Origin of the sequence: Bradyrhizobium sp. LTSP849, assembly GCF_000938255.1 — a bacterium.
Taxonomy (GTDB): domain Bacteria; phylum Pseudomonadota; class Alphaproteobacteria; order Rhizobiales; family Xanthobacteraceae; genus Bradyrhizobium.
The window spans coordinates 126,197-149,626 of record NZ_JYMR01000031.1; the positions used below are offsets into that span (position 1 = coordinate 126,197).

21 protein-coding genes are annotated in these 23,430 nt (G+C 63.5%); 10 read left to right on the forward strand and 11 right to left on the reverse strand.

Annotation, left to right across the window (positions count from 1 at the left end):
* Positions 1 to 132: 132 nt before the first annotated feature.
* The 4 genes from UB31_RS20580 (at position 133) to UB31_RS20600 (ending at position 7,439) form a co-directional block, all read left to right on the forward strand.
* A complete protein-coding gene (locus UB31_RS20580) occupies positions 133 to 3,741 on the forward strand; it encodes an AsmA family protein (protein WP_045012257.1) in 3,609 nt (1,202 codons plus the stop codon).
* A gap of 249 nt (positions 3,742 to 3,990) precedes the next feature.
* The gene (locus UB31_RS20585; RefSeq protein WP_045012258.1) at positions 3,991 to 5,115 is read left to right on the forward strand and encodes a DUF2336 domain-containing protein; all 1,125 of its coding nucleotides are present in this window, start codon (positions 3,991 to 3,993) and stop codon (positions 5,113 to 5,115) included.
* A 34-nt stretch (positions 5,116 to 5,149) separates the two neighbouring features.
* Positions 5,150 to 5,383: a hypothetical protein gene (locus UB31_RS20590; RefSeq protein ID WP_045006188.1), complete on the forward strand. Its 234-nt coding sequence runs from the start codon at positions 5,150 to 5,152 to the stop codon at positions 5,381 to 5,383.
* Positions 5,384 to 5,810: 427 nt separating this feature from the next.
* Positions 5,811 to 7,439: a di-heme-cytochrome C peroxidase gene (locus tag UB31_RS20600; RefSeq protein ID WP_045012206.1), complete on the forward strand. Its 1,629-nt coding sequence runs from the start codon at positions 5,811 to 5,813 to the stop codon at positions 7,437 to 7,439.
* A gap of 9 nt (positions 7,440 to 7,448) precedes the next feature.
* Here the strand turns inward: UB31_RS20600 and UB31_RS20605 are convergent, their stop codons facing one another.
* Positions 7,449 to 8,288, reverse strand: a complete 840-nt coding sequence (locus tag UB31_RS20605; protein WP_156175470.1) for a class I SAM-dependent methyltransferase — start codon at positions 8,286 to 8,288, stop codon at positions 7,449 to 7,451.
* Between the two features lie 159 nt (positions 8,289 to 8,447).
* On the opposite strand from UB31_RS20605, the gene UB31_RS20610 reads away from it, so the two are divergent.
* Both UB31_RS20610 and UB31_RS20615 read left to right on the forward strand, forming a co-directional pair.
* Complete coding sequence (locus tag UB31_RS20610) at positions 8,448 to 11,831, forward strand: AAA family ATPase (RefSeq protein WP_045012259.1); 3,384 nt, start codon at positions 8,448 to 8,450, stop codon at positions 11,829 to 11,831.
* Positions 11,810 to 12,358 carry a sterol desaturase family protein gene (locus UB31_RS20615; protein ID WP_245306031.1) on the forward strand — a complete coding sequence of 183 codons (549 nt, stop codon included), beginning with the start codon at positions 11,810 to 11,812 and terminating at the stop codon, positions 12,356 to 12,358. Before UB31_RS20610 ends, UB31_RS20615 begins: the two co-directional genes overlap by 22 nt.
* 54 nt (positions 12,359 to 12,412) lie before the next feature.
* On the opposite strand, the gene UB31_RS20620 is transcribed toward UB31_RS20615, so the two are convergent.
* From UB31_RS20620 to UB31_RS20630, 3 genes are all read right to left on the reverse strand, one after another.
* Positions 12,413 to 12,772: a hypothetical protein gene (locus UB31_RS20620; RefSeq protein WP_045006193.1), complete on the reverse strand. Its 360-nt coding sequence runs from the start codon at positions 12,770 to 12,772 to the stop codon at positions 12,413 to 12,415.
* Positions 12,773 to 12,868: 96 nt separating this feature from the next.
* On the reverse strand, positions 12,869 to 13,534 hold the full coding sequence (locus UB31_RS20625) for an HAD hydrolase-like protein (RefSeq protein ID WP_045012209.1): 666 nt from the start codon (positions 13,532 to 13,534) through the stop codon (positions 12,869 to 12,871).
* Positions 13,535 to 13,657: 123 nt separating this feature from the next.
* The gene (locus UB31_RS20630; RefSeq protein WP_045006195.1) at positions 13,658 to 14,398 is read right to left on the reverse strand and encodes a 3-oxoacyl-ACP reductase family protein; all 741 of its coding nucleotides are present in this window, start codon (positions 14,396 to 14,398) and stop codon (positions 13,658 to 13,660) included.
* Positions 14,399 to 14,493: 95 nt separating this feature from the next.
* On the opposite strand from UB31_RS20630, the gene UB31_RS20635 reads away from it, so the two are divergent.
* The 3 genes from UB31_RS20635 to UB31_RS20645 all read left to right on the forward strand — a co-directional run bounded on the left by UB31_RS20635 (position 14,494) and on the right by UB31_RS20645 (position 16,352).
* Positions 14,494 to 15,087 (forward strand): TetR/AcrR family transcriptional regulator, encoded by a 594-nt coding sequence (locus UB31_RS20635; RefSeq protein ID WP_045012210.1) that lies wholly within the window; start codon positions 14,494 to 14,496, stop codon positions 15,085 to 15,087.
* A gap of 163 nt (positions 15,088 to 15,250) precedes the next feature.
* Complete coding sequence (locus UB31_RS20640; RefSeq protein WP_045012260.1) at positions 15,251 to 15,736, forward strand: DUF417 family protein; 486 nt, start codon at positions 15,251 to 15,253, stop codon at positions 15,734 to 15,736.
* Between the two features lie 187 nt (positions 15,737 to 15,923).
* Positions 15,924 to 16,352 carry a universal stress protein gene (locus UB31_RS20645; protein ID WP_045012211.1) on the forward strand — a complete coding sequence of 143 codons (429 nt, stop codon included), beginning with the start codon at positions 15,924 to 15,926 and terminating at the stop codon, positions 16,350 to 16,352.
* Positions 16,353 to 16,509: 157 nt separating this feature from the next.
* Here UB31_RS20645 and UB31_RS20650 read toward each other — a convergent pair whose 3' ends face one another.
* Both UB31_RS20650 and UB31_RS20655 read right to left on the reverse strand, forming a co-directional pair.
* Entirely contained in the window at positions 16,510 to 17,007 is a 498-nt protein-coding gene (locus UB31_RS20650; RefSeq protein WP_045012212.1) for a GNAT family N-acetyltransferase, read from the reverse strand.
* Positions 17,008 to 17,070: 63 nt separating this feature from the next.
* Positions 17,071 to 18,192 (reverse strand): sensor histidine kinase, encoded by a 1,122-nt coding sequence (locus UB31_RS20655; RefSeq protein WP_245306032.1) that lies wholly within the window; start codon positions 18,190 to 18,192, stop codon positions 17,071 to 17,073.
* A gap of 155 nt (positions 18,193 to 18,347) precedes the next feature.
* Here UB31_RS20655 and UB31_RS20660 point away from each other — a divergent pair, with 155 nt between their 5' ends.
* Positions 18,348 to 18,725 carry a response regulator gene (locus UB31_RS20660; protein WP_283806092.1) on the forward strand — a complete coding sequence of 126 codons (378 nt, stop codon included), beginning with the start codon at positions 18,348 to 18,350 and terminating at the stop codon, positions 18,723 to 18,725.
* A gap of 20 nt (positions 18,726 to 18,745) precedes the next feature.
* On the opposite strand, the gene UB31_RS20665 is transcribed toward UB31_RS20660, so the two are convergent.
* The 5 genes from UB31_RS20665 to UB31_RS20685 form a co-directional block, all read right to left on the reverse strand.
* Entirely contained in the window at positions 18,746 to 20,071 is a 1,326-nt protein-coding gene (locus UB31_RS20665) for an MFS transporter (protein ID WP_045012213.1), read from the reverse strand.
* Between the two features lie 421 nt (positions 20,072 to 20,492).
* Positions 20,493 to 22,364, reverse strand: coding sequence for a ferrous iron transporter B (gene feoB, locus UB31_RS20670; protein ID WP_045012214.1), 1,872 nt, complete (start codon positions 22,362 to 22,364; stop codon positions 20,493 to 20,495).
* A 35-nt stretch (positions 22,365 to 22,399) separates the two neighbouring features.
* Complete coding sequence (locus tag UB31_RS20675) at positions 22,400 to 22,675, reverse strand: FeoA family protein (RefSeq protein ID WP_045012215.1); 276 nt, start codon at positions 22,673 to 22,675, stop codon at positions 22,400 to 22,402.
* 114 nt (positions 22,676 to 22,789) lie between these two features.
* Positions 22,790 to 23,041, reverse strand: a complete 252-nt coding sequence (locus UB31_RS20680; protein ID WP_045006202.1) for a ribbon-helix-helix domain-containing protein — start codon at positions 23,039 to 23,041, stop codon at positions 22,790 to 22,792.
* On the reverse strand, positions 23,038 to 23,226 hold the full coding sequence (locus tag UB31_RS20685) for a DUF4169 family protein (protein WP_045012216.1): 189 nt from the start codon (positions 23,224 to 23,226) through the stop codon (positions 23,038 to 23,040). Before UB31_RS20685 ends, UB31_RS20680 begins: the two co-directional genes overlap by 4 nt.
* Positions 23,227 to 23,430 lie beyond the last annotated feature (204 nt).

The following is a 23,430-nucleotide window of genomic DNA, read 5'->3' on the forward strand; positions in this document are numbered from 1 at the left end:
GCATTAACCTCCGCGCGCAACAGTCGCTGTGACTTCGCCACACTTCCCCCTATATAAGGGGCTGTTCCGGCGCGCCTGAAGCATTTGCGGTCAGGGTTTGGCCCGGTTGCCGGTTTGGCCGAGGGGAGACCCGTGCAGACGACGCTGCTCGGATTGGCGATTGCCTTCATCTTAGCGCTGCTGGCCGCGCTGATCGGGCCTTACTTCGTCGACTGGAACCAGTTCCGGCCCCAGTTCGAAGCGGAGGCGACCCGGATCATCGGCGTGCCGGTGCGGGTGGCGGGCGAGCTCGATGCGCGGCTGCTGCCGGCGCCGACGTTGCGGCTGCGCTCGGTCACCTTCGGCGGCAACAACGATCTCGGCCGCCTGCGCGCCGACAAGCTCGACGTCGAATTCAGCCTGAGCTCGCTGATGCGCGGCGAATGGCGCGCCACCGAGCTTTCGGTCAACGGCATGGCGGTGGATCTCGGCCTCGACGCCAAGGGGCGGGTCGACCTGCCATCCACCGCGAGCGGCACCTTCAATCTGGCCTCGCTTGCCATTGAGCGGCTGAACCTCACCGGCCGCATCGCCCTGCATGATGCCGCCAGCCGCGCGACGCTGGAGCTCAACGACATCGCCTTCTCCGGCGACGTGCGCTCGCTCGCTGGTTCGGTGCGGGGCGACGGCAATTTCACCGCGGCCGGCACACGCTATCCGTTCCGCATCTCCTCCGGCCCGAGCGCCGACGGCAGCGCCACGCGCCTGCACCTCAATATCGATCCCGGCGAGCGCGCCATTTTGGCCGATCTCGAGGGCGTGCTGGCCTTCGACAACCGCCTGCCGAAATTCGACGGCGCGCTGACGCTGGCGGTGCCGGCGACGAAGAAGCCGGGCGAGGCCGGGCCGACGCCCTGGAAGCTCACCGCAAAGCTCAAGGCCGATCCGGCCGGCGCCAAGTTCGACCAGATCGACGCGAGCTTCGGCACGGATGACGCCGCGCTGAAGGCCGGCGGCGTCGGCGATCTCAGGTTTGGCGCCTCGCCGCTGTTGCGCGCGGTGCTGTCGGCACGCCAAGTCGATGCCGACAAGCTTACGGCTAAGGACAATGCCGAGCCGCTGCGCATCCTGCCGGCGTTGCGCGCGGGCCTCGCCGCGATCCCGCAGGCGCCGATCCCGGCGCAGATCGAGTTCAACTCCGACCAGATCATGCTGGGCGGCCGTCCACTCCAGAACATCACGGCGGAACTGACGACCGACGGCAGGTCCTGGACCTTCCAGCGGCTCGACCTGCGCGCGCCGGGCATGACGCAGCTTGCGCTGAACGGCGCAACTCCGGGCTCCGACAGCTTCAGCGGCCGCCTCAGCATCGAATCTTCCGATCCCGATACGCTGGTGGCCTGGCTCCAGGGTCGCAGCGAGGTCAACCGCCGCAGCACAAGGCCGTTGCGCCTGGCAGGCGACGTGACGATCGCCGCAAACCATTTCGCGATCGAGAAGCTGAAAGCCGACATCGAAGGCGGCGCCGTCGAGGGACGGGTCGCCTTCGTGCAGACCGGCGCCAACAAAGGCTCGCGGATCGACGCGGAGCTGAAGGCCGACCGGCTCGATCTCGATGCCGCCGCGAGTTTTGTCCGCGCGCTCGCCGGACCGCAGGGCGAATGGCCGGAGGAAGCGAAATTGTCGCTCGATGTCGGCCGCGCGATCTCGGCCGGCCAGGAGTTGCGGCCGTTCGCAGCAAAGCTCGGCTATGGTCCGACGGCGCTATCGCTGGAGCAGTTGCGGTTCGGCCAGGCCAGCGGTGTGACCACCGAGGCGAGCGGCAGCTTTGATCGCGCGCAGGCGACCGGCCGGCTCGCGCTGAAATCCTCCGCCAACTCGCTGCGCGAGCTCACCGCGCTGCTCGAGCCATTTGCGCCTGCGGTGCGCGCACGCTTCGATGCGCTCCCATCGTTGCCCGGTGCGACGCGCCTGAAACTCGACCTCAGCCTCGACAAGAACGCAGAACATGCCGATCGCAGCGACGCGCGCGCAATGTTCGACCTCGATGCCCCGCAGCTCAAGGCCACCGCGACGCTTGTCGCGCAGACGCCGGTGGCGGCGCTCAACGGCATCGACATCGAGCGCCTGCGCAACAACGACTTCACGCTGGAGTCGAAACTGTCGACGCCGCAGGCCGGCGCGCTGACGGCGCTGCTCGGCCTCGATCGCATGGTTGCCGCAGGTGAGGGCGCCTCGCAGCTCGAGGGCAAGTTGAGCGGCGCGTGGCGTCGGCCGCTGCAATTGAACGCAAAGCTCAGCGGCGGTGGGCTGGACGCTGATGCACAAGGCAGCGTCGAACTGTCGACGCCGGAGCCGAAGGCGAGCGTGAACCTGCGCGTGCGCAACGCCAATCTGGCGCCGCTGTTCGGGACCAGTTCGGCCCAGAATGTCAGCCTGTCCTCCCGCCTCACGCTGTCCGGCAACAAGCTCACCTTCGACGATCTCGATAGCACCGCGGTCGGCTCGCATTTGCGTGGTCATCTGGCGATGACGCTGGACCAGGAGAAGAGCGTTGACGGCGAAGTGGGGCTGGACTCGCTCGATCTCGCGCCCGCGCTGGCGGTGGCCTTGGGCGCGGCAGGACACAACGCGGACGAGCCGCTGAGTGCCGGGCTCATCATCGGCTGGCGCGGCCGGGTCGCGTTCCAGGCGTTGCGCGGGACCTTGCCGGGTGGAATCGAGCTGCGTCCCTTCAGTGGCACGATCAGGAGCGACGGCCAGTCGCTCGCGCTCGATGCGCTCAAGGGCGGCGTCGGCGGTGGAGAGATCACCGCTAGCCTCGATGCGCGCAATGGCGCCAATGGGCTCGCGCTGAACGTGCGCCTCGATCTCACCAATGTCGATGCGGCGACGCTGCGCTACCGCGATCTCGCTTTGCCGAAGGGGCGCGCGTCCATGCAGATGGCGCTGACGAGCCAGGGCCGCAGCATCGCCGCCCTGACCGGTGCGCTCGCCGGCAATGGCACGGTGACGCTCGACTCGGCTGAAATCTCAGGCCTCAATCCGCGCGCTTTCGAGATCGCCATCCGCGCCAGCGACGGTGGCCAGGTCGCCGATGACAACCGGCTTCGGCAGCTCGTCGAGCCCGCACTGTCGGCAGGTCCCATTGCGGTTGCTTCCGCACAGATCCCGTTCACGATCCGCGACGGACGGCTGCGCGTCGGTGCGACGCCGCTGGAAGCGAAGAACGCCCGCGCCATCGTCTCCGGCGGCTACGACATTCCTGCCGACCAGGCCGACATCCGCGCCAGCCTGACGCCGATCATGACCGGCCTCTCCGGCGCGCCGCCGGAGATCCAGCTGTTTGCGGCAGGTCGCCCCGACAGGCTCCACCGCACCGTCGATCTCGCGCCGCTGTCGTCATGGCTTGCAGTGCGCACGATCGATCGCGAGACGCGCCGGCTGGACGCCATCGAGCGCGGCGAGCCGCCACCGGCGACCGCCGCGCTGCCGACGCTCGTCTCTCCCGATCCGGTGCCCGAGCCGTCTTTGACCGACGTGCCGATGCCGGGCCGCGATCCGCGCCGTGCGCCGCCGAGGCCGAAGGTCGCGCCGACGCCGAAGGCCCCGCAGGCCGCCCCCGCCGCGCCGAGCCCGCCGCTTGCCAGCCAGCAGATCGCGCCGCTGCCGCCGCCGATCGAGGTGAGGCCGGCCCCGGGCCCGCCGCCGCCAAGACCCAAGCCGAAGCCGCCGCTGGTTTTGACCCCGTCGAATCCGTAAGTGCAGATTTGGTTTGCACGGAACGGGCCGCGGGCTCGCCTAACCTCTCCCGCAAGCGGGAGAGGGGGCGCACCCTCCATGTTGCGCAGTGGTTAACGCATTCCCTCGCATTTGAATGAGTTTTGCTCGACAAAACTGCTCTACCGATTTTACCGGATTCTCGCGTTTGTTCCCTAGTGTCGGTTCCTGAGGAATTCGGCGTCCTGCCGACAGAGGCAGGACGACTCGCCAAGAACTGGGGTGATCGAGATGAACGGGGCGAAATCGCTTCTACAGGATCTGGACGATGCGATCGCACGCGGCACCGACGAAAGCCGGACGCGGGCATTGTGGCATGCGACCGACCTTTTGATCACCGGTCGCTATGTCGACGATGAGATCAGCATGTTCGGCGAGGTCATCGGCCGGCTTTCGGAGGAGATCGAGGTCGTGGCGCGCGTGCAGCTTTCGGAGCTCATGGCAGCCTGCGATCACGCCCCGCTCAATGTCGTCGCGCAACTTGCCCTCGACGACGAGATTGCGGTCGCCGGCCCGGTGCTGCGCGACTCCGAGCGTCTCGACGAGAAGATGCTTGTCGAAAGCGCCATGACCAAGGGCCAGTCGCATCTGCTCGCGATTGCCCAACGCAAAATCATCGGCGAGGCCGTGACCGACGTGCTGGTCAAGCGCGGCGACCAGGAGGTCGTGACCTCTGTCGCCAAGAACGAAGGCGCGCGTTTCTCCGGTTCGGGCCTGCTGCACATGGTTCGGCGCGCCGAGGGTGACTCGATCCTCGCCGAGCAGCTCGGCCTGCGCAAGGATGTGCCGCGGCACATCTTCCAGCAGCTCATCTCGAAAGCGTCGGAGGACGTTCGCCGTCGGCTCGAGAGCGAGCGCCCGGAGATGATGGCGCAGATCCAGAGCTCGGTCAGCGATGTTACCGGCGATCTCCAGTCCAAGTTCGGACCGTCCTCGCGCAGCTATTTCGTCGCTAAGCGCGTGGTGACGACGCAGTACCGGCAGGGCAACCTCAACCAGGATTCGATCTCGAACTATGCACGCCAGCATCGTCTCGACGAGGTCCAGATCGGCCTGTCGCTGCTGTCGGCGCTGCCGGTCGACGTGATCGAGCGCGCGATGATGGACCGCAACCGCGAGATCCTTCTGGTGCTGTGCAAAGCGCTCGATTTCTCCTGGGACACGACCATGTCGCTGTTGTTCCTCGGCGCCAAGGACCATCTGATCACGGCGCGCGAGCTCCACGACAACGAGCGCGCTTTCGGCCGGCTCAAGATCGAGACCTCGCGCAGCGTCTTGAAGTTCTACCAGTCGCGCAAGAACAGCGCCGGCGCCGATCCCGCCCAGGGTCGTCAGCCCGAGCTTCAGGTGCACTGAGCCTCATTCGGGAATTGGCAGGGGAGTATTTGCAATGTTGCCTCAATTCGGCACCGCAGTTCGCAAGACCAAGAGCCTCAACGCCGAGCCGGGCGGATCGGCTCCGGACAAGGCGTCCGTCGACGCCGCATGGCTGGTGCTGGAAGCCGCCAACGATCTCGGCGACCACGCCGCGATCGAAGCCTGCCGCCGCGTCATCGATGCCGAGCTGAACGGCACCGTCGCCGGTGGTGCGGATCTCGATCTCGTGCTGGGGTATTTCAGGTAGACGTTCGCAACGTCCTCGGAAAAAAGGGCCGACCGCGGACCCATCTCTATCTTTGCGCTCATGTGTGACATGATGTAGCCTCTACTTGCAGGCGTCGAAGGCGCCGGCATGTAATGGGGTCTGGAGCGGTCGCTATGGAGCGGCGTGTCTTCCTTGCTGATGGTTTCGCGCGAGCGAACAGGGGCGCGCCGCTTTTCGCGCGCGCCCAAATGCTGACCGCCATTGTCATTGATACAAAAATAACTGGAATGCCTCCGGTGCTGCGCGCAGCTCCATCGGTGGCGCACGATCGCTGATTGCCAGGCAGCGAAGGCTTTGACGCAATTGTTTGCTGATGCCGGACCCAACCCGCTTTGATTGATTGATCGCGGTGCATTGGACCGGTTGGACGTCATTCTTGAGAGCTTCACTGTATTTGGAGCCGAACATGAAATTTGATGTGCGCGTACCATTGATTGCCATCGCCGCCCTTCTCGCTGTTTTCCTTTTCGCGGCGGCCGAAGACAAGACTACGCCGGACAATCCCGTGCATCTGCAACAGGGCTGGAGTGCCGACACCGCCGATCGCTTTCACTTCATCTCGCAGGGGACGGCGATCTTCCCCTATGAATGGTTTTTGGCGCTCGAACAGCCGGGCCAGCCGTCAGGGCAAACCGCACTGATCAGCGCGCCCGAGAATTTGCAGCGGCTCGGCTTCCTCGCCGAGCCTGCGCGCGCGACTGATAACCCGGACGGCCTTCCCGCCGGGCTTTACAAAACGCCGGTCGACTTTCCTGACGGCAAGCACAAATGCTGGAAGGGCAACTGGCTCGGCCTGGGCTGCGCCGGCTGTCACACCGGCCAGGTGAGCTATCGCGGCCAGCAGATCCGCATCGAGGGCGGACCGTCCCATATCGACATCGGCGGCCTGACCACTCAACTCTTCGGTGCTCTCAAAGCGCTCTCGGACCAGCAAGTCCTCGGGCGCTTCATGGCACGCGTGAAGCTTCCGCCCCCCGTGGTGGGGGCGGGGTTGGGATGCTTTGCTGCACTCCCATCGTTTCCGCCGGATCCGCAGAACCCCGAGACGCCTGCGGGGGCCGGCAGATTGGACGCGCACGGGGAAGGGCTGAACCAGCTGCTTGCCTATCCGATCAACGAGGCCAGGAATTATGCGCCGCGGACCGCGCCGGTGAGATATCCGCCGCTGTGGGATACGCCGCGGTTCAGCTGGGTGCTGTACAACGGCTCGATCCGGCAGCCGTTCACGCGCAATCTGATCGAAGCGCTTGGCGTCCAGGCGCCGATGAAGCATGACGCCACGATGATCACGGCCGACGTGACGCATGCAGTCCAGATGGAGAATGTGGTCTGGGGACAGCGGGCGCTGATGGATCTGCGCTCGCCGCGCTGGCCGGACAAGATCTTCGGGGCGCCTGACCTGAAACTAGCCGCGCTCGGGCAGGGGGTGTACGCGAAGGCGTGCGCGAACTGCCACGATCCGGCTCCCGCCGTAGCCGCTCCCGGGGCGTGCGACGAGATCCAGGTCCGGATGTCCGATCTCAAGGATATCGGGACCGATCCCGCGCAAGCGACAACATTCGCGAACCGCAGGATCACACTGTCGCAGATCGGCGGCCCGGACGATATCGCCAACTACGAGGCCGCCAAGATCGTCACGGGCAATGTCGCCGACCAATGGATCGCCAAATCCAAGGACAACGCAGCCGCTGCCGCCGCGATCAATTGCGGACGTCCAAATGAATACCGCGGTCTACTTCAATATCGCGCAAGGCCGCTCAACGGCATCTGGGCGACGGCGCCCTATCTGCACAACGGCTCCGTTCCATCGCTTCATGATCTCCTGCTTCCGCCGGAGCAGCGGCCCAAGACGTTTTTTGTCGGCAATTGGGAATTCGACCCGGTGAACGTCGGCTACGCGATGGCAAGCGAGACCCCTGGCGCGTTCAAATTCGACACCACTGTGCGCGGCAACTCGAATGCCGGCCACATCTACGGAACGGACCTGACCGAGGACGATCGGAAGGCGTTGATCGAGTATCTCAAGACGCTATGAGATAGTCGCTCAGTCCTTGCGGCAGGTGAAGCAATAATAGGGGCATTCGCCGTTCGCGAAGGACGCATGGAGCTGCGTGCCTGGAATGCCCGCGAACTCGTGCGACAGCCCGAGCAGCGGCCGCGGCACGATCTCGACTGCGAGCGCGGTCCGCCGCGCGCCGTCGAGCTCCAGCGCGCGCGCCACATTGGCCGTGATGTCGTCCTCCTTGACGAGACGCAAGCGCGACCGGGCCAGGCACTCGCGCGGAAACACGTCCTTTGACGGGTCCTCGAAGCACGCCATCAGGAAGTCGCCACCGGGCCGGAGCACGCGGTGGACCTCGTCGAGGAATCGCCCCATGTCGCCATAGTGCTGCGCACTCTCGACATTGATCACGACATCGAAGCTGTCGTTCGCGAATGGGAGGCTGAGCGCATCCCCGACGCGAAATGCGAGATTGTCCTGGTCGGCATAGCGGGCCTTGCTGAACCGGATCGCCGGTTTACAGATGTCGAGCCCGGTATAGCTGCGCGGGTGGAGATATCGCGCGACATAGGACGCGCCGCCGCCGCGGCCGCTGCCGACTTCCAGCACGTCCTTCCCTGCGATCGCGGTGCCCGACACCACGTGATGGTAGAGCTGGATCGCATAGCGATCAGGCTCGTCCACGGCTTGCAGCGCAACCTGCTCGCCGTCCGGCGAGGCGTAGCCGTAGTTGAGGAATCTGATGGCGGCGCCCCTGTCGAGGTTGCTCAGCAGGGAGTACCAGGCGTTGGTGAAGAGGTGGCGGGCGGCGCGCGAATAGAACAGTTTCACGACGGCCGAGTGAACGGGGTTTGTCCCTGCTGGATACATATCCTGCTTCACGAGCGAATACTCTCACGCGAAAATGGGGAACGCTTCCACCGCAAAGGATGGGCTACGGGTCAGGTTGCGTCAACAATGGCGACGCTTACCTGCCACATTTGACTTCATTCCGAGGGAAGATATACTTTAGGTTTAGTACAGATAATGCTGGACCGCGTAATGACTGGGCAGGTTGCTGCCTGGTTGGAGAAGGTCGGCCTCCCTCAATACCTGAAGTCCTTTTCCGACCACGGCATTGATTTCGACATTCTTTCGGAGATTACGGATCGCGATCTCGCGAGCATGGGTGTCGTGCTCGGGCATCGGCGCAAGCTGCTGCGTTCGATCGCCGAACTGGATGTTCCGAAGCCGCGTCTTGCCGCACCGAAGGTCGACACCGGCGCCGAGCGCCGTCAGCTCACGATCATGTTCTGCGATCTGGTCGGCTCGACCGCGTTGTCACATCGCTTCGATCCCGAGGAGATGCGCGAGATACTGCAAGCCTATCGCGAGGCCGCGACCGCGGTCATCGTGCACTATGACGGCATCGTCTCGCGATTGGTCGGCGACGGAATCCTGTCGTATTTCGGCTATCCCTCTGCGCATGAGGACGATGCCGAGCGCGCGGTCCACGCCGGGCTCGAAACGATCGCCGCCGTCCAGGCCGTCAAGATGCAGCCGGGCGAGCGGCTGGAGGTTCGCATCGGGATTGCGACCGGGCTTGTCGTCGTCGGCGATCTCATCGCAAAGGGCGCTTCGAGCCGGCTCGAGGTGATCGGCGAGACGCCCAACCTCGCGGCGCGCATGCAGGCCTTCGCCGATCCCGGCACTGTCATCATCGCGTCCTCGACGCGTCGGCTGCTCGGAAACCTGTTCCAGCTGCGCGAGCTCGGAACGCGCGCGATTAAGGGTTTCAGCGAGCCCGTCGAAGTCTGGGCCGTGGACAGTCCGTCGCCGCACGCGAGCCGCTTCGAGGCCCACCGTTCCGGGGGTCTCGTCGGGTTCGTCGGCCGCGAACACGAGCTCGACCGGCTGGCCGAGTGCAAGCAGCGGGCCTGGCGCGGCCAGGGCCAGGTCGTCCTGATTTCCGGCGAACCCGGGATCGGCAAGTCGCGGCTTGCGGCGCATTTCTTCAATGAGCGCGTCGTCGCCGAGCCGCACATTCGATTGCGCTATCAATGCTCGCCGCATCATCGCGCCAGCGCGCTTTATCCTGTCATCACGCAGTTGCAGAGGGCTGCGAAGCTCGGCGCCGGCGATACCAATGAGCATCGGCTGCGCAAACTCGAAGCGCTGCTGGGTCGCACCGATCCGAGGACGCCAACGCTGGTGCCGTTGTTCGCAGATCTGCTGTCGATTCCCACCGACGGACGCTATCCGCCGCTCGCATGGACGCCGCAACAGCTGCGACGCAACACGCTGGCGGCGCTGATCCAGCGTTTGCAGCGTCTGAGCACCGAGGCCCCGGTGTTCTGCATCGTCGAGGATCTGCATTGGGCGGATGCCACCTCGCTCGAGCTGCTCGAGCTCGCGGTCAAGCTTGCCGACCAGCTTCGCGTCCTGCTCGTCCTGACGTTTCGCGACGAATTCACCCTGCGATGGATGGGGCCGGCGAATTTGACGACGCTGGAGCTCGGACGGCTCAAGGAGACCGACGTCGAACGCATGATCGCTGAGGTGATCGGAAGCCGCGCGGTCCCGTCCGAGCTTGTGACGCAGATCGCGGCGCGGACCGATGGCATCCCGCTGTTCGTCGAGGAGCTGACGCGGACCGTGCTCGAGATGGGAATCCTCGAAAAGGAGGCGGGCGGCCGCTACAGGATCGGCGCCAGCCTGCCGCGCGTCTCGATCCCCTCGACACTCCAGGATTCGCTGATGGCGCGGCTCGATCGGCTCGGGCCGGCAAAGGAAGTCGCGCAGATCAGCGCCGTCATCGGCCGCGAATTCTCCGATGAGCTGCTGCGCGCCATCGCGGACAAGGATGATTCCGAGCTCGATGCCCTGCTCGCCCAGCTCGAACGCGCCGAATTGATATTCCGCAGCAAGTCCGCGCCCGAGGGTGTCTATTCTTTCAAGCACGCTCTGGTGCAGGACACCGCCTACGAGAGCCTGCTCAAGAGCAGCCGGCGCAGGTTGCATGAGCGGATCGCCGCAGCGCTTCAGGAGAAATTTCCGGAAGCGGCCGCTGCTGCGCCCGAAATCGCCGCACATCACTTCACGCAAGCGGGCCTCGTCGAGGACGCCGTGGAATGGTGGGGCAAGGCGGGCGACCGCGCGCTGCGCAGCTCGGCCTATCACGAGGCGATCGCGCATCTGACCAAGGCCATCGGTCTCGCGGAGGGGCTGAGCGAGGGCCCTGCCGGGCAGGGCCGCCGGCTGCAATTGCAGATCGCCTATGGCAACGCGCTGATCGCGACCCGCGGCTATGGCGCGCCGGAAACGTCAGTTGCTTTCGCACGGGCGCGCGAGCTTGCATCCCGGCTCAAGGGTGCGCCCGAACGGTTCGCCGCCACTTACGGCCTGTGGGTCGGGAGCCTGGTTCGCAGCGAGCTCGGCGCCATGCAGGAGCTGGCACAAGCCTTCCTGCATGATACCGCCGACCGGCCCGACTCGCCGGAGGCGGGGATCGCCCATCGCGTCTGCGGCATGACCCGCTGGTTCGAGGGCAATCTCGTCGATGCCAAGCAGCATCTCGAGCAAGCGCTCACCATCTATCGCTACGAGCACGATCGCAATCTGGCATTCCTGTACGGCCACGATTACGGGATCGCGGCGGCGATCTACCTCGCGCTGGTGCTGTGGCCACTCGGCGAAGTGGATCGCGCCGAGCAGCTGGCGCAGGAGGCGATCCGCCGCGCCGCCGACAGCGGCCATGTCGCGACGATGGTCTACGCGCATTTCCACAAGATCGTGCTCGAGGCGGTGCGCGGCAATCCCGAGCGCGCCAGGCCGCATGTCGATGCCGTCATCGAGCTTAGTCGCGAGCACGGGCTCTTGCTCTACACCCGGGCGAGCAAGTTCTGGAACGGCTGGATCCATTGTCATTCCGGCGAGCGGGAGTCGGGGCTCCAGGAAATGCAGGACTCGATCGCGCTGCCGCTGGTCGGGAAGATGGCGACCGGGCTCTACGTGCCCTTGACCTGGACGCTGCTTGCGGAAGCAAAGGCCGGCCAGGGACAGTTCGACGAGGCGCTCGCGATTCTCGACGAACAGCTCGTCGAGGTCGAGCGGACCGGACAAGAGTGGTTCACCACGGAAATCCACCGGCGGCGTGGCGAGCTGCTGCTGCGCAAGGACCCGAGCGATATTGTCGCGGCCGAGACCGCCTTCACGCAGGCCCTTGAGACCGCGCGACGGCAGCAGGCCGCGACGTTCGAGCTGCGCGCCGCGCTCTCGCTGGCCAGACTGTATCTCGCGAGCGGAACGGGCGAGCAGGCGTGGACGGTGCTCAGTCCCGTGGTCGGAAAGTTCGCCAACGCACAGGATTTGCCGGAGATTTTCGAAGCAAGGGCGGCCATGGATCGTTTGAGCAAGACAAGCCCATGCGCAAACCCATGCGAGTGAAAAAGTTTTTGTACTTTGCCGATTTTGCGTTCTATCCCCTGGCAAGCGTTGCACTGGTGGCAGCCGCAATGTTGCTGAAAGAGCCCCTCGGCTGGGACGGGGCGGCCATCGGTTTCGCTTGCGGGCTGGCGCTCTGGACCCTGGCTGAGTACCTCATTCACAGGTTCGCACTGCATGGTCCCGCCTATCTTGCAGCCTTGCACGACATGCACCATTCCGATCCGCGTGCGCTGGTCGGTTCGCCGCTTTGGCTGAGCCTGGGGTCGATCTTGTGCGGGTCGCTGCTGCCGGTCTGGCTCTTGACCGGTCTTGCGACCGCCTGCGCGGTTACGGCGGGGTTGATGCTGGGCTACATCTATTTCAGCTTGCTTCACCACATCGTTCATCACCATCCGACGAAGCGGGGCGGCTATCTCTGGCGATTGAAGCGCCGTCATGCGCGCCATCATTATGGCAAGACGCCGTGCAATTTCGGAGTGGTCACCAGCATGTGGGATCGCGTGTTCGGAACGTTTTGTTCCGAATGACGGCGCGGCCCTGAGGGTGATGGTTTCCGATTGAAGCGCGACCGACGCGACGGCTCAGCCGCAATTCCAGACCGCGCCGATCGGCGTCCGCGTCCAGCACGGCCCGAAGCTGCCGCCATTGTAACGTGGGCCGGCAAAGCCGGGCCGGCCGAAATAGTGCCAGTCGCCGTTATAGCGGTAATAGTAGGGGACCGGGTCGATATACCATTGGCGCTGGTTTTCGCGCGCGTAGCGCCGCAGCCCGTTTTTCTGCGCGTAGAGCGGCTGGCTGTTGCTCAGCGGCTGACGATAGCCCGGCAGAAAGCCGTAGCCGTGCCAGCTTGGCTTGGGCTTTTTTGAGACCGGCGCAGCAGGCGCGACGACCGGCAGCAGCGACAGAATGACAGCAACAAACAGACATACGAGGCGCGACATGGGCCAACCATAGACAGCCAATTACGGGAAAGCCATTCAAATTCGAGTGCGAATTTTTGCAGATTCGCGCGAATTTTTCGCCGCTCGAATCGGAAATTACCTGCCCAGCATCGACAGAACCGTGCGCGCGAGATCAGCGGTGCGTTCCACCAGATGATCCGCGCCGGCCGTTTCAAGTTCGTCCCGGCTGCCATATCCCCAGAGCACGCCAAGCCCGCGCATCCTGACCGCGTGAGCGCCGACGATGTCATGCCGGCGGTCGCCGACCATGAGGGCTTCGGACGCAATCAGGTTCCGTTCGGACAGGACGTGCGCGAGCAGTTCAGGCTTGTGATTCAGCGCGCCGCCGGGCACCGAGCCGTAGATGCCGTCGAAATATCCTGCCAGGTTCAAATGCTCGGCGATCCGCCGGGCAAAGACTTCTCGCTTCGATGTGGCCATGTAGATACGCAAGCCTGCCTGCCGCATGTCTTCGAGCGCCTCGCCAATTCCGGGATAAAGTTCACTTCCGAGGTAACCGCTGTCGCCGTAGTGCTGACGATACGCCGACACGGCCTCGTCGAGGCGGTCGTCGTCATATGTCCGGAGCAAGACGCGCAACACGTCCTCGAGCGGCGGCCCGATGAAGGGGGTTATGTCGAACGCCTCGTCAGGGCTGTGTCCCAGCGCGCGCAGAGCCGCGAGGGTGCTTGCGGCAATGCCGGGCCGGGAATCGATCAGCGTTCCGTCGAGATCAAGCAGTACGGAGCGGCTTCCAGGCATGTCCGAAGCATAGCATCGTCATGGCCGTCAGCCCAGATCAGATGGTTTGGGCGGGATATGACAGTTGCCGTCGCAGAGAACCGGCCGGGCCGAACCACGACCCGGCCGTTACTCCTTTGACGCCTACGCGTTCGCGCCGCCGTCGACGGTTAATGCCGAGCCGGTGATGTACTTGGCTTTCGCGCTCGCCAGGAACGCCACGGCGTTGGCGATGTCCTCAGCCGCACCATACCGGCCGAGTGCCATGAACTGCTTCAGTGTATCCGCGGTCGGGCCGTGGGCCGGGTTCATGTCGGTATCGATCGAGCCCGGCTGTACGAGGTTGACCGTGATGTCCTTGGGGCCGAGCTCCCGGGCCAAGGCCTTGTTGAAAGCGATCAGCGCCGACTTCGACGCCGCGTACACGCCGAGCACCGGCGCAGGCACACGATCGGCAAAATAGCTGCCGATGGTGATGATGCGACCGCCCTTGCCAAGGTGGGGCAGCGCGGCCTTGCTCGCGATGATCGGGGAGCGGACGTTGACGTTCAGGAGCGCGTCGATATCGGCGAGCGAGATGTCGCTGAGGCCGCCAAGGCGAAGAATTCCGGCGTTGTTGACCAGGATATCAAGCCCGCCCAATGCGGCGACGGTCTTGTCGATCGAGGCCTGAACGGCGGCGACGTCCGCGCTGTCGGCCTGGATCGCCACGGCCTTCCGCCCCGTCGCCTTGATCGCATCGACGACCTTGGCGGCGCTGTCTGCGGACTTTTCATAAGTGATTGCAACATCGGCGCCTTCCGCGGCGAGGGCCTTTGCGATGGCCGCACCGATACCTCTGCTTGCGCCCGTCACAAGGGCCCGTTTTCCTGCCAGTGTCATCATACTCTCCTATTCTGTAATGATCGGCACAGAATATCTGGGATCTTGATCGCCCGCGTCAAGTGAATTATGTGTTGATCGCTACAGAAAGAGGCGTCATGGCGGGAAGGCCACGGGAATTTGATCGTGAGGCGGCGCTGGAGGCCGCGATGCTGCTGTTCTGGCGCAAGGGCTTTGCGGCCGCCTCGATGAACGATCTGTGCGACGCCATGGGCGTCCGCTCGCCGAGCCTCTATGCCGCCTTCGAGAGCAAGGAGGCGCTCTACCTTGCGGCGATCAAGCATTACGTCCTGATTCATGGACAGCCGGTCTGGGACAGGCTCGCGGACGGCGCAACCGCGCGCGAGGGTATTGAGAACCTGCTCGCCGCAGCGGTCGAGACCTTGCCAAAATCCCGGATGACACCGGCCGGCTGTATGGCCGTGCTGGCAGCCGTCAGCGACGAATGGCCGGCCCCAATCGCCCGCGAGATCAGGAAGGTCCGGCTCGACATGCTCGGCAGTTTGCGCACGCGGCTGGAGGCTGCGGTCGCCAATGGTGAATTGGCCGCCACGACGGACATCGAAGCTCTGAGCCGGTTCTATCTCAGCGTCTTCCAGGGCATGGCCATCCAGTCCAAGGATGGCGCCACGCCGGCGGAACTGAAAGGTGCGGCCGAAGCGGCGATGGCAGCGTGGCCGAACGACGACTAGCGTTGGCTATCCGAAATGCATGCGTCTCGACCGTTGCGCGCATTGCACGCAGCTGTGATCAGTGGAACCCCGGATGCGGGTAACGATCGAAGCCCCCCTTCGTACAGCCTTCAGCGAACGCATTTTCCGCAAGCTGATGGATGTGCAGTCCCGGGAGAGTCACATGGAAGGGTTCAACGTTGCTGAGAATGGAGACGGCTCCTATCGTCCGCTCGCCATTCTCCGCTGGGTCATGGTGATCATATTCGTATCGTTTGGAATGCAGAAATTCACACTACAGTCGGCACAGGGCATCGCCCAGTTCATCAGCAACAGTCCGATCATCTCCTGGCTGTCGGTGTTCGGCCTGAGGGGAGAGGCGTATTTTCTCGGCGTTTCTGAATTCGCGATTGCGGCGTTGCTCGCGGCTGGCGCGTTAAACCCCGTCTTGTCCGCCCTCGGTTCATTCATGGGCATGGTGACCTTCGCGATCACGTGGTCGTTCTTCTTCACGACGCCCGGGGTCGTCAAATGGAGCCTTTCGCCCGATCCAATGGCGTGGAATTTGACCGGCGAGTTTCTGTTCAAGGATCTCGTCTTGCTGTGCGTTTGCGCCGTGTTGTTTCTCGCTTCGTTGCCACGATCGGTTGTCCAGCTGCGCACCGGCTGAGCCTTGGGCCGCCTCTCATTCCCGGACAGCGCAGCGGGCCATCGCCCGTTCGATTTGCGCCAATGCCGACATCTGGGTCGAGGGGCGTTGGGCCGAGGGATTGATCTATCTCAAGCCTATATCCGAAATGCGGGCCCAGCTTACATACGGAAGGCAGCGATACGTTCAGACAAGCGGGAGGTGAAGCATGTACCGGCATATTCTCATTCCGACAGATGGGTCGGAGCTAGCGGAGCATGGAGTGGCGCATGGGTTGGCGCTGGCGAAATCCCTTGGAGCCAAGGTCTCCGTAATCTTCGTTGTGGAGCCGTTTTCAGAAATAACAGGGCGGTTCCGTGAAGCAGTCGCAACATATGCTGAGCTGCGCAAGGAACAGGCCACGACCGCGTTGGATCGCGCGGCAAAAGCGGCCAAGGAGGCTGGCGTTTCGTGCGAACCGATCCAAGCGGAGAACGGGCAACCCCATCAAGCCATCATCGCAGCAGCCGAGAATAAAGGTTGCGATCTCATCGTTATGTCATCCCATGGGCGCAGCGGACTCTCCATGTTTCTCATCGGTAGCGTGACAAATAAGGTGCTGACGCAGGCGAAAACCCCCGTACTGATTTGTCAGTGAATGTGCGGGCCTGGTGACAGAGTTCTCGCGTGGCCGCGAGGATTGGAAAACTCATCAGCCACGTAAAGCGCCTTGTCTGCTTTGCGTCATTCGCAGACCTTACGTGCCGGTTAGGCTTGGTCGGCCCGGCACCTGAAGTGGACGATCCGGACTATACTCACCGCCGGATGCGGTAAATCACGGCGTCTTCGCCGTGATGCGTCGTGCTTTTCTCGAGCACATAGTTCGATTTCTCCAGCACGCGGCGGGATGCGCCATTCTCAGCAAACACCAGGCCGATGAGGGACGGCAGTGCGAGTTGCGATAACCCGATGTCAGTTATTGCGAAGGCGATCTCGCTCGCAAGCCCCTGGCCCCAGAGACTGCGCTTGAACGTGTAGGCAATCTCGGTCTCGTCGATGCCATCCACGAGGATGTGCCGGATTCCCGCGCGGCCTGCGAACGCCCCGTCGCGCGTTCTCAGCGCCCAGAGCCCGAAGCCATGCTGGTCCCAATGGGCCATGTTGACGGCGAGATAGGTCTTCGTGACTTCGGCCGAACGCACGCCGCCGAGATAGCGAGAGACCTCGGGATCGAGATGGAGCGCGACCAGGTCTGCCAGGTGACCTTCGCGCAGTCTCTCGGCGGTCAAGCTCTCGGTGCTGAAGTGATCCATGGAGCCAGATAACCGCTTCCGGCGTGTCAAATTTTCGCGCGGCTCCGCCATCTCGTCCTCTTATCAGTCTTCGGTACTGAATATCTCGAACGCAGTACGTCCGGGGCGGGAAGAGACCGACATCGTCGCGTTCAGACGCCGCACGAACGCCTTCACGACCTGCATTCCAAAGCCCTTGCTCTGATCGACGTCAAAGCCCGGCGGAAGCCCACGCCCCTGGTCGGACACTTCCAGCGTCCATCCGTTTGCGGTTGTCTTGAAGCTCACGTCGACAGGGCCATGTTCACCAGGCGAATAGGCGTACTTGAAACTGTTCGTTGCCAGCTCGGCCACCAGGAGACCCAATCCGCTGGCTACGTCCGACCGGAGCTTGGAATTCTCAGCGCTGACATTGATCGCCGTAATTTGTGCGGGTGCGGTGTGCTTGAGGTTGTCACAGAGCCTGCGCAGGAAAGTATCGATCTCGATTTTTTCCAGACTGCCGGTCAGGTGCAGCTGTTTGTGGACGGTCGCAATCGCGAGCACGCGATTGCTGGCCATGTCCAGCTGCGCTTTCGTTTCGTCGCTCGATGCGCCGCGGCTTTGAAGCGCCAGGATCGATTGAACAAGTTGCAATGAATTCATGAGCCGATGATCGCCTTCGCGCATCAACGTCTCTTTTTCCGCGACCATCTCCTCGGCTCGGACTCTGGCGACGTGTTCTGCGGCGTTGATCCGGCGCAGTTCGAGTTGCTTCATCACCTGATTGGCCATCAGCCGCAAGAAGGCCTTTTGGGTGTCGTCAAGCTCACGCGGTTTGTAATCGAGCACGCAGACGGTGCCGAGCGGAAAGCCCTCGGGCGTTTCCAGGAGCGCACCCGCATAAAACCGCAGATGCGGGTCGCCCGTGACCAGGGGATTATCGGCGAAGCGGCGGTCCAGTGTGGTGTCGGGCACGACAAACAGGCCGGGCTGCAAAATCGCGTGCGCGCAGATCGAACTGTCCAGCGGCGTTTCGCGGACACCGAGCCCGACCTCCGCCTTGAACCATTGGCGGCCCTGGTCGATCAGATTGATCACGGAAATCGGCGTATTGCAGACCGCAGACGCAACATTCACAACCTCGTCGAAATCGGCCTCTCGCGGGGTGTCGAGGATGCCATAACGCAGGAGGGCACCAAGACGGAACTCCTCGGCCCTGTGCAAGTCCGCTCTCAACGACACCTCCAATTTGGCGACTGTGTCGAGTACCGTGCACGTGACGGCCGCGGATGTCCATCTGTCCTGGATGCAGAGAGCGGTCGACACGCGAGGAACCATCCTCGACAGGGATACTTAGCCTGTCAGGAGGCATTTATGCAGTGAATTCAGTTACTGGACTGCCAGTTGTTCTCATTGTCGAGGACGAGTTCCTGATCCGCATGGACGCGGTCGATATGATCAGGTCCGCCGGGTTTGAAGCGATTGAAGCAAATAACGCGGATGAAGCCATCGCCATTCTCGAGCACCGCTCCGATATCACTGTTGTATTTACAGACGTGCAGATGCCGGGATCCATGGATGGCCTCAAGCTCGCTGCCGCCGTTCGGGGCCGTTGGCCGCCAGTCAAGATCATCGCGACGTCGGGAATGGCCAGGGTCGACCAGGTCAATCTGCCGTCGGGCGGCCGGTTCATCCCGAAGCCCTATAGCGCGCGAGAAGTCTTAGGGGCTGTTCGAGAGTTGAGCGGTCTCTGTTGAGCTCCGACGATCACCGACATCTAATGCGCCATTGCGACGTCACCGGACAATTGCTCGCGCCTCGCATCGATCCGCAGGATCACGACAACGATTGCGCCGACCAGCGCGCAACCCGCCAGCAGGAGAAGACCCGCGGTAAAATTGCCGGTCAGATCCTTCAGATAGCCCATCGCGTAAGGACCGGCGAAACCGGAAAGATTTCCGAGCGAGTTGATCGCGGCGATGCCGGCGGCGGCCGATGCTCCCGTTAGAAAGCTCGCCGGCAGCGGCCAGAACATCGGCGGTACCGCGGAGATGCCGATCTGTGCGAAGCAAAGCAAGGCCATGACGAGCACGGAGTTCGAAACGAGACCTGCCAATCCGACCCCGACCGCTGCCATCAACAGCGCCGCGGCGACGTGACCCTTTCGCTCCATGGTCCGATCGGAATGACGACCAAGAACCACCATGCCCACGGCCCCGAAAACAAAGGGTAGCGCCGCGAGCAAGCCGGTCTGGGTGTCACTGACGCCGAAGCCCTTGATGATGGTCGGCAGGAAGAACGCCACGCCGTAGCTTGCAGCGTTCAGGCAGAAGTACACCAGAGCGCACGCCAAAATGCGGGGATCGGTGAGCGCCTGTCCCAGGGACAAATGTTCCACGCGCTCCTTGTTGCGCTTCTCGGTGGCCTGCACGTTCTCCAGCCAGGCAATCTCGTCTTGTTGCAGCCAGCGGGCCTGGCGCGGGAAGTCGGTCAGATAGAACAGGACGCCAATGCCCACCAAGACTGATGGCAACGCTTCGAGAATGAACAGCCACTGCCAGCCTTCCAACCCCCAACCTGTCACGCCGAGCAGCATCCCGGAGATCGGTGAGCCGATGATCGACGAAATCGGGATCGCCAGCATGAACAGGCTGATGACCCGGGCGCGGTAAACCGCGGGGAACCAGAGCGTCAGATAGAAGATGATGCCGGGAAAGAAGCCCGCTTCGCAGGCACCGAGCAGCAAACGAAGCGAGTAGAAAACGCCCGTCGTCGGAATTCCCGTTGCTGCCGATATCGACGGGATAAATGCGAAAGCCGCCGAGACGATCCCCCACGTGATCATGATGCGGGCGATCCAGACGCGCGCGCCGACTTTTTCCAGAAAGATATTTGAGGGCACTTCAAACAGGAAATATCCGACGAAGAACAAGCCGGCGCCCAGCCCGAACGCTGCTTCACTCAAACCAAGCGCCTGGTTCATGTGCAACTTGGCAAAGCCGACATTGACGCGGTCGAGATAGGCCACGAAGTAGCACACGATCAGGAACGGAATCAGCCGCCACATCACCTTGCCAATGACCCGAGTCTCGACGTCCTGCATGACGCAGTCTCCCGCTTGGTTTTTTTGAAGCCGGTTCAAACATCCGGACAGCGTTGGTGAAACTATGACGCTCGGACACCACGAGTGCAAACGGCATTTGCTTTTGACGTTCAGGTCAAAGCGACAGTTGCGCTGTCATGATTTGAAGCTGGAACAGGCACTGCGGGCTTGATGATAGCATCGTACAGGTGTTTTGCCCGACGGGACAACACTCGCAGCGCCGTAGCCCGGATGGAGCGCAGCGCAATCCGGGAAAGTCTTTCCGCGATGTGAGAACCCGGATTTCGCTACGCTCCATCCGGGCTACGGATGTTCTGCTTGACGGGGCAATGGCTTCGCAGAAGCCACCGGCCATCATGCCGGCAGCGCGTTTCTACTGTGCATGGGGTTGTTTTCGACTTTTTAGTTTCGAGAGGGGACGCTACCCCGCCCCCAGCGCCACCGCGACGTTGTACGTCACAAGGCTCGCCGCATAAGCCAGCACCAGCATGTAGCCGAAGGTCGTCGCCATCCAGACCCAGCTGCCGGTCTCGCGCCGGATCACGGCGAGCGTGGAGGCGCATTGCGGGGCGAAGATGTACCAGGCGAGCATCGACAGCGCGGTTGCGAGCGACCATTTCGTCGCCAGCACCTGGCCGATCTGCTCGGCCGCTTCCTTGCCGCCCTCGATCGCATAGACGGTGCCGAGTGCGGCGACCGCGACCTCGCGCGCCGCCATGCCCGGGATCAACGCCACCGCGATCTGCCAGTTGAAGCCCACGGGCGCGAGCAGCGGTTCGATCGCCTTGCCGATGATCGCAGCTAAGCTGAAGTCGATGGCGGGCTCGGTCGCGCCCGCGGGCGGCTGCGGGAACGAGGCCAGAAACCAGATCAGCACCATCATCGAGAAGATCGTGGTGCCAGCGCGGTGCAGAAACATTTTTGCCCGCGTGGTGACGCCGATCGCGATCGATTTCAGGCGTGGCATCTTGTAGTCCGGCAACTCCAGCATGAACGGCGCCGGCGCATAGTCGCGCAGCATGAAGAACTTGATCAGGAACGAGACGGCAAGCGCGCTGACGATGCCGGTGGCGTAGAGGCCGAACATCACCAGGCCCTGGAGGTTGATGAAGCCCCAGACGTCCTTGGCCGGAATGAAGGCGGAGATGATCAGCGTGTAGACCGGGATGCGCGCCGAGCAGGTCATCAGCGGCGCAATCAGGATCGTGGTCAGCCGGTCGCGTTTGTTGTCGATCACGCGCGTCGCCATGATGCCGGGAATGGCGCAGGCAAAGCTCGACAGCAGCGGAATGAAGGCGCGGCCGTGGAGGCCTGCGCCGCCCATGATGCGGTCCATCAGGAACGCGGCGCGCGCCATGTAGCCGAAATCTTCCAAGAGCAGGATGAACAGGAAGATGATGATGATCTGCGGCAGGAACACGATGACGCTGCCGACGCCGGAGATCACGCCGTTCTGAAGGAAGCTCTGCAACAGGCCGGCGGGGAGCGTCGCGTGCACGAACTCGCCCAGCGCATCGAAACCGGAGTTGAGCAGCTCCATCAGCGGCTGCGCCCAGGCGAACACCGCCTGGAACATCACGAACAGGATAGCCGCGAGTACCACGAGCCCGCCGACGGGGTGCAGCACCACGGCGTCGATCCGCGCGGTCCAGGTGTCGGGTCGGCTCGGCAGGCTGACGCAGTCGGTGATGATCCGGTCGGCCTCGCGCTGGGTGGCGCGCAGCTCGGCGACGCTGAGTGCGCGCCAGGTGTTTTCCTGCGGCTCGGCTGCAAGCTTCGCCGAGATCTCGTCGGTCAGGTTCAAGAGGTCGGCCGTGCCGCCCTTGCGCACCGCGATCGAAGTGACCACGGGCACGCCGAGCTCCTTGGCGAGCCGCTCGACGTCGACGCTGATGCCGCGGCGGCTCGCGATGTCGAACATGTTGAGCACGAGGATCATCGGCCGGCCGGTGCGCTTGAGCTCGAGCAGCAGGCGGATGGTCAGGCGCAGATTGGTCGAATCCGCCACGCACAGCACGAGGTCGGGCGTGGCCTCGCCGGAGGCCTTGCCGAGCACGAAGTCGCGGGTGATCTCCTCGTCCGGACTGCGGCCGCGCAGCGAATAGGTGCCGGGCAGGTCGACCACCGAGACCTGGCGTCCCAGGGGCGTGACGAAGAAGCCTTCCTTGCGCTCGACGGTGACGCCCGGATAGTTCGCGACCTTCTGCCGGCTGCCGGTCAGCGCATTGAACAGCGAGGTCTTGCCGCTGTTGGGCGTGCCCACCAGGGCGAGATGCAGCAGGGGTGCTTCCATGTGTTTAAAGGCCTTGGATCAAATATCCGGTCGCCTTAGGCGACGATGATGGCCATGGCTTCGCGACGGCGGACCGCGATGGTGATGTTGTCGACACGGACGGCGATCGGGTCGCGCCCGACCAGCCCCTCGTGCAGGACCTCGACCCGGGCCCCCTCGACGAAGCCGAGCTCGATCAGCCGGCTCTCGAGCTCGATGTCCGAGAGCGCCGAGCCTGTGTCCTTGGCGGACAGGTGCTGAATGACGCCGGTGTAGCCGCGCTGGGCCAGACCCAGCGGCAAATGCGGGCGCGTATCATGGGTGTCGGTCATGCCCTGTATTTTCAACGCAGGGCATTGAGGTCAAGCGCGCTCGCTCGCGGAAGCCCGCACCTTAGAGCGATTTTAAAGTGCAGATCACGAAAGCGTGGGGAAGACGCCTCGGGGTTACTGGGCCGGGACCTTTTCCGGCTGGACGGCCATGGCGCGGCTCTTGAAGTAATCGAGCACGAACAGGCGGATCGCCGAGGACAAATTGCCCTGCTGGCGGCCGCCGTCGATTTCGCCGACGAGTTCGGACAGCGTCATGTTGCGCAGGCCCGAGATCTCCTTCATCCCGTTCCAGAACGCCTCTTCCAGGCTGACGCTGGTCTTGTGGCCGGCGACCACGATCGATCGCTTCACGACGGGCGACTTCATGGCTGATCCTCGCGATCGATCCGGTGCTGGTCCAGATGCTCCTTCGCCAGGTCCGCGCGCGTCTCCTCCGCCGACCGCTCCGCCTTCGTGCGGCCGAACTTCGCCCGGTTGGCGTCCGCCTGCTTCGCCGAGGTTTCCCGCTCGGCGCGCTTCCGGAAACGATTCAGGTTGATGACGTTCCCCATGCCGCGTCTCCATCACCCGATCCTCCTCAGATTGGATGAAATATCCAGAAACCAGGCGCACTGCGCCCCATGAGACTTGATCGCCATTCGCTTGTCCTCGTCAATCGGCCTATCGGCCATCAAACGATGAATTTCGCCCCGCTAAAGGGGGAGACGAATGCGTAGCACGCATCCTTGCCGCGACATTGACGGTAGTCAAATCCT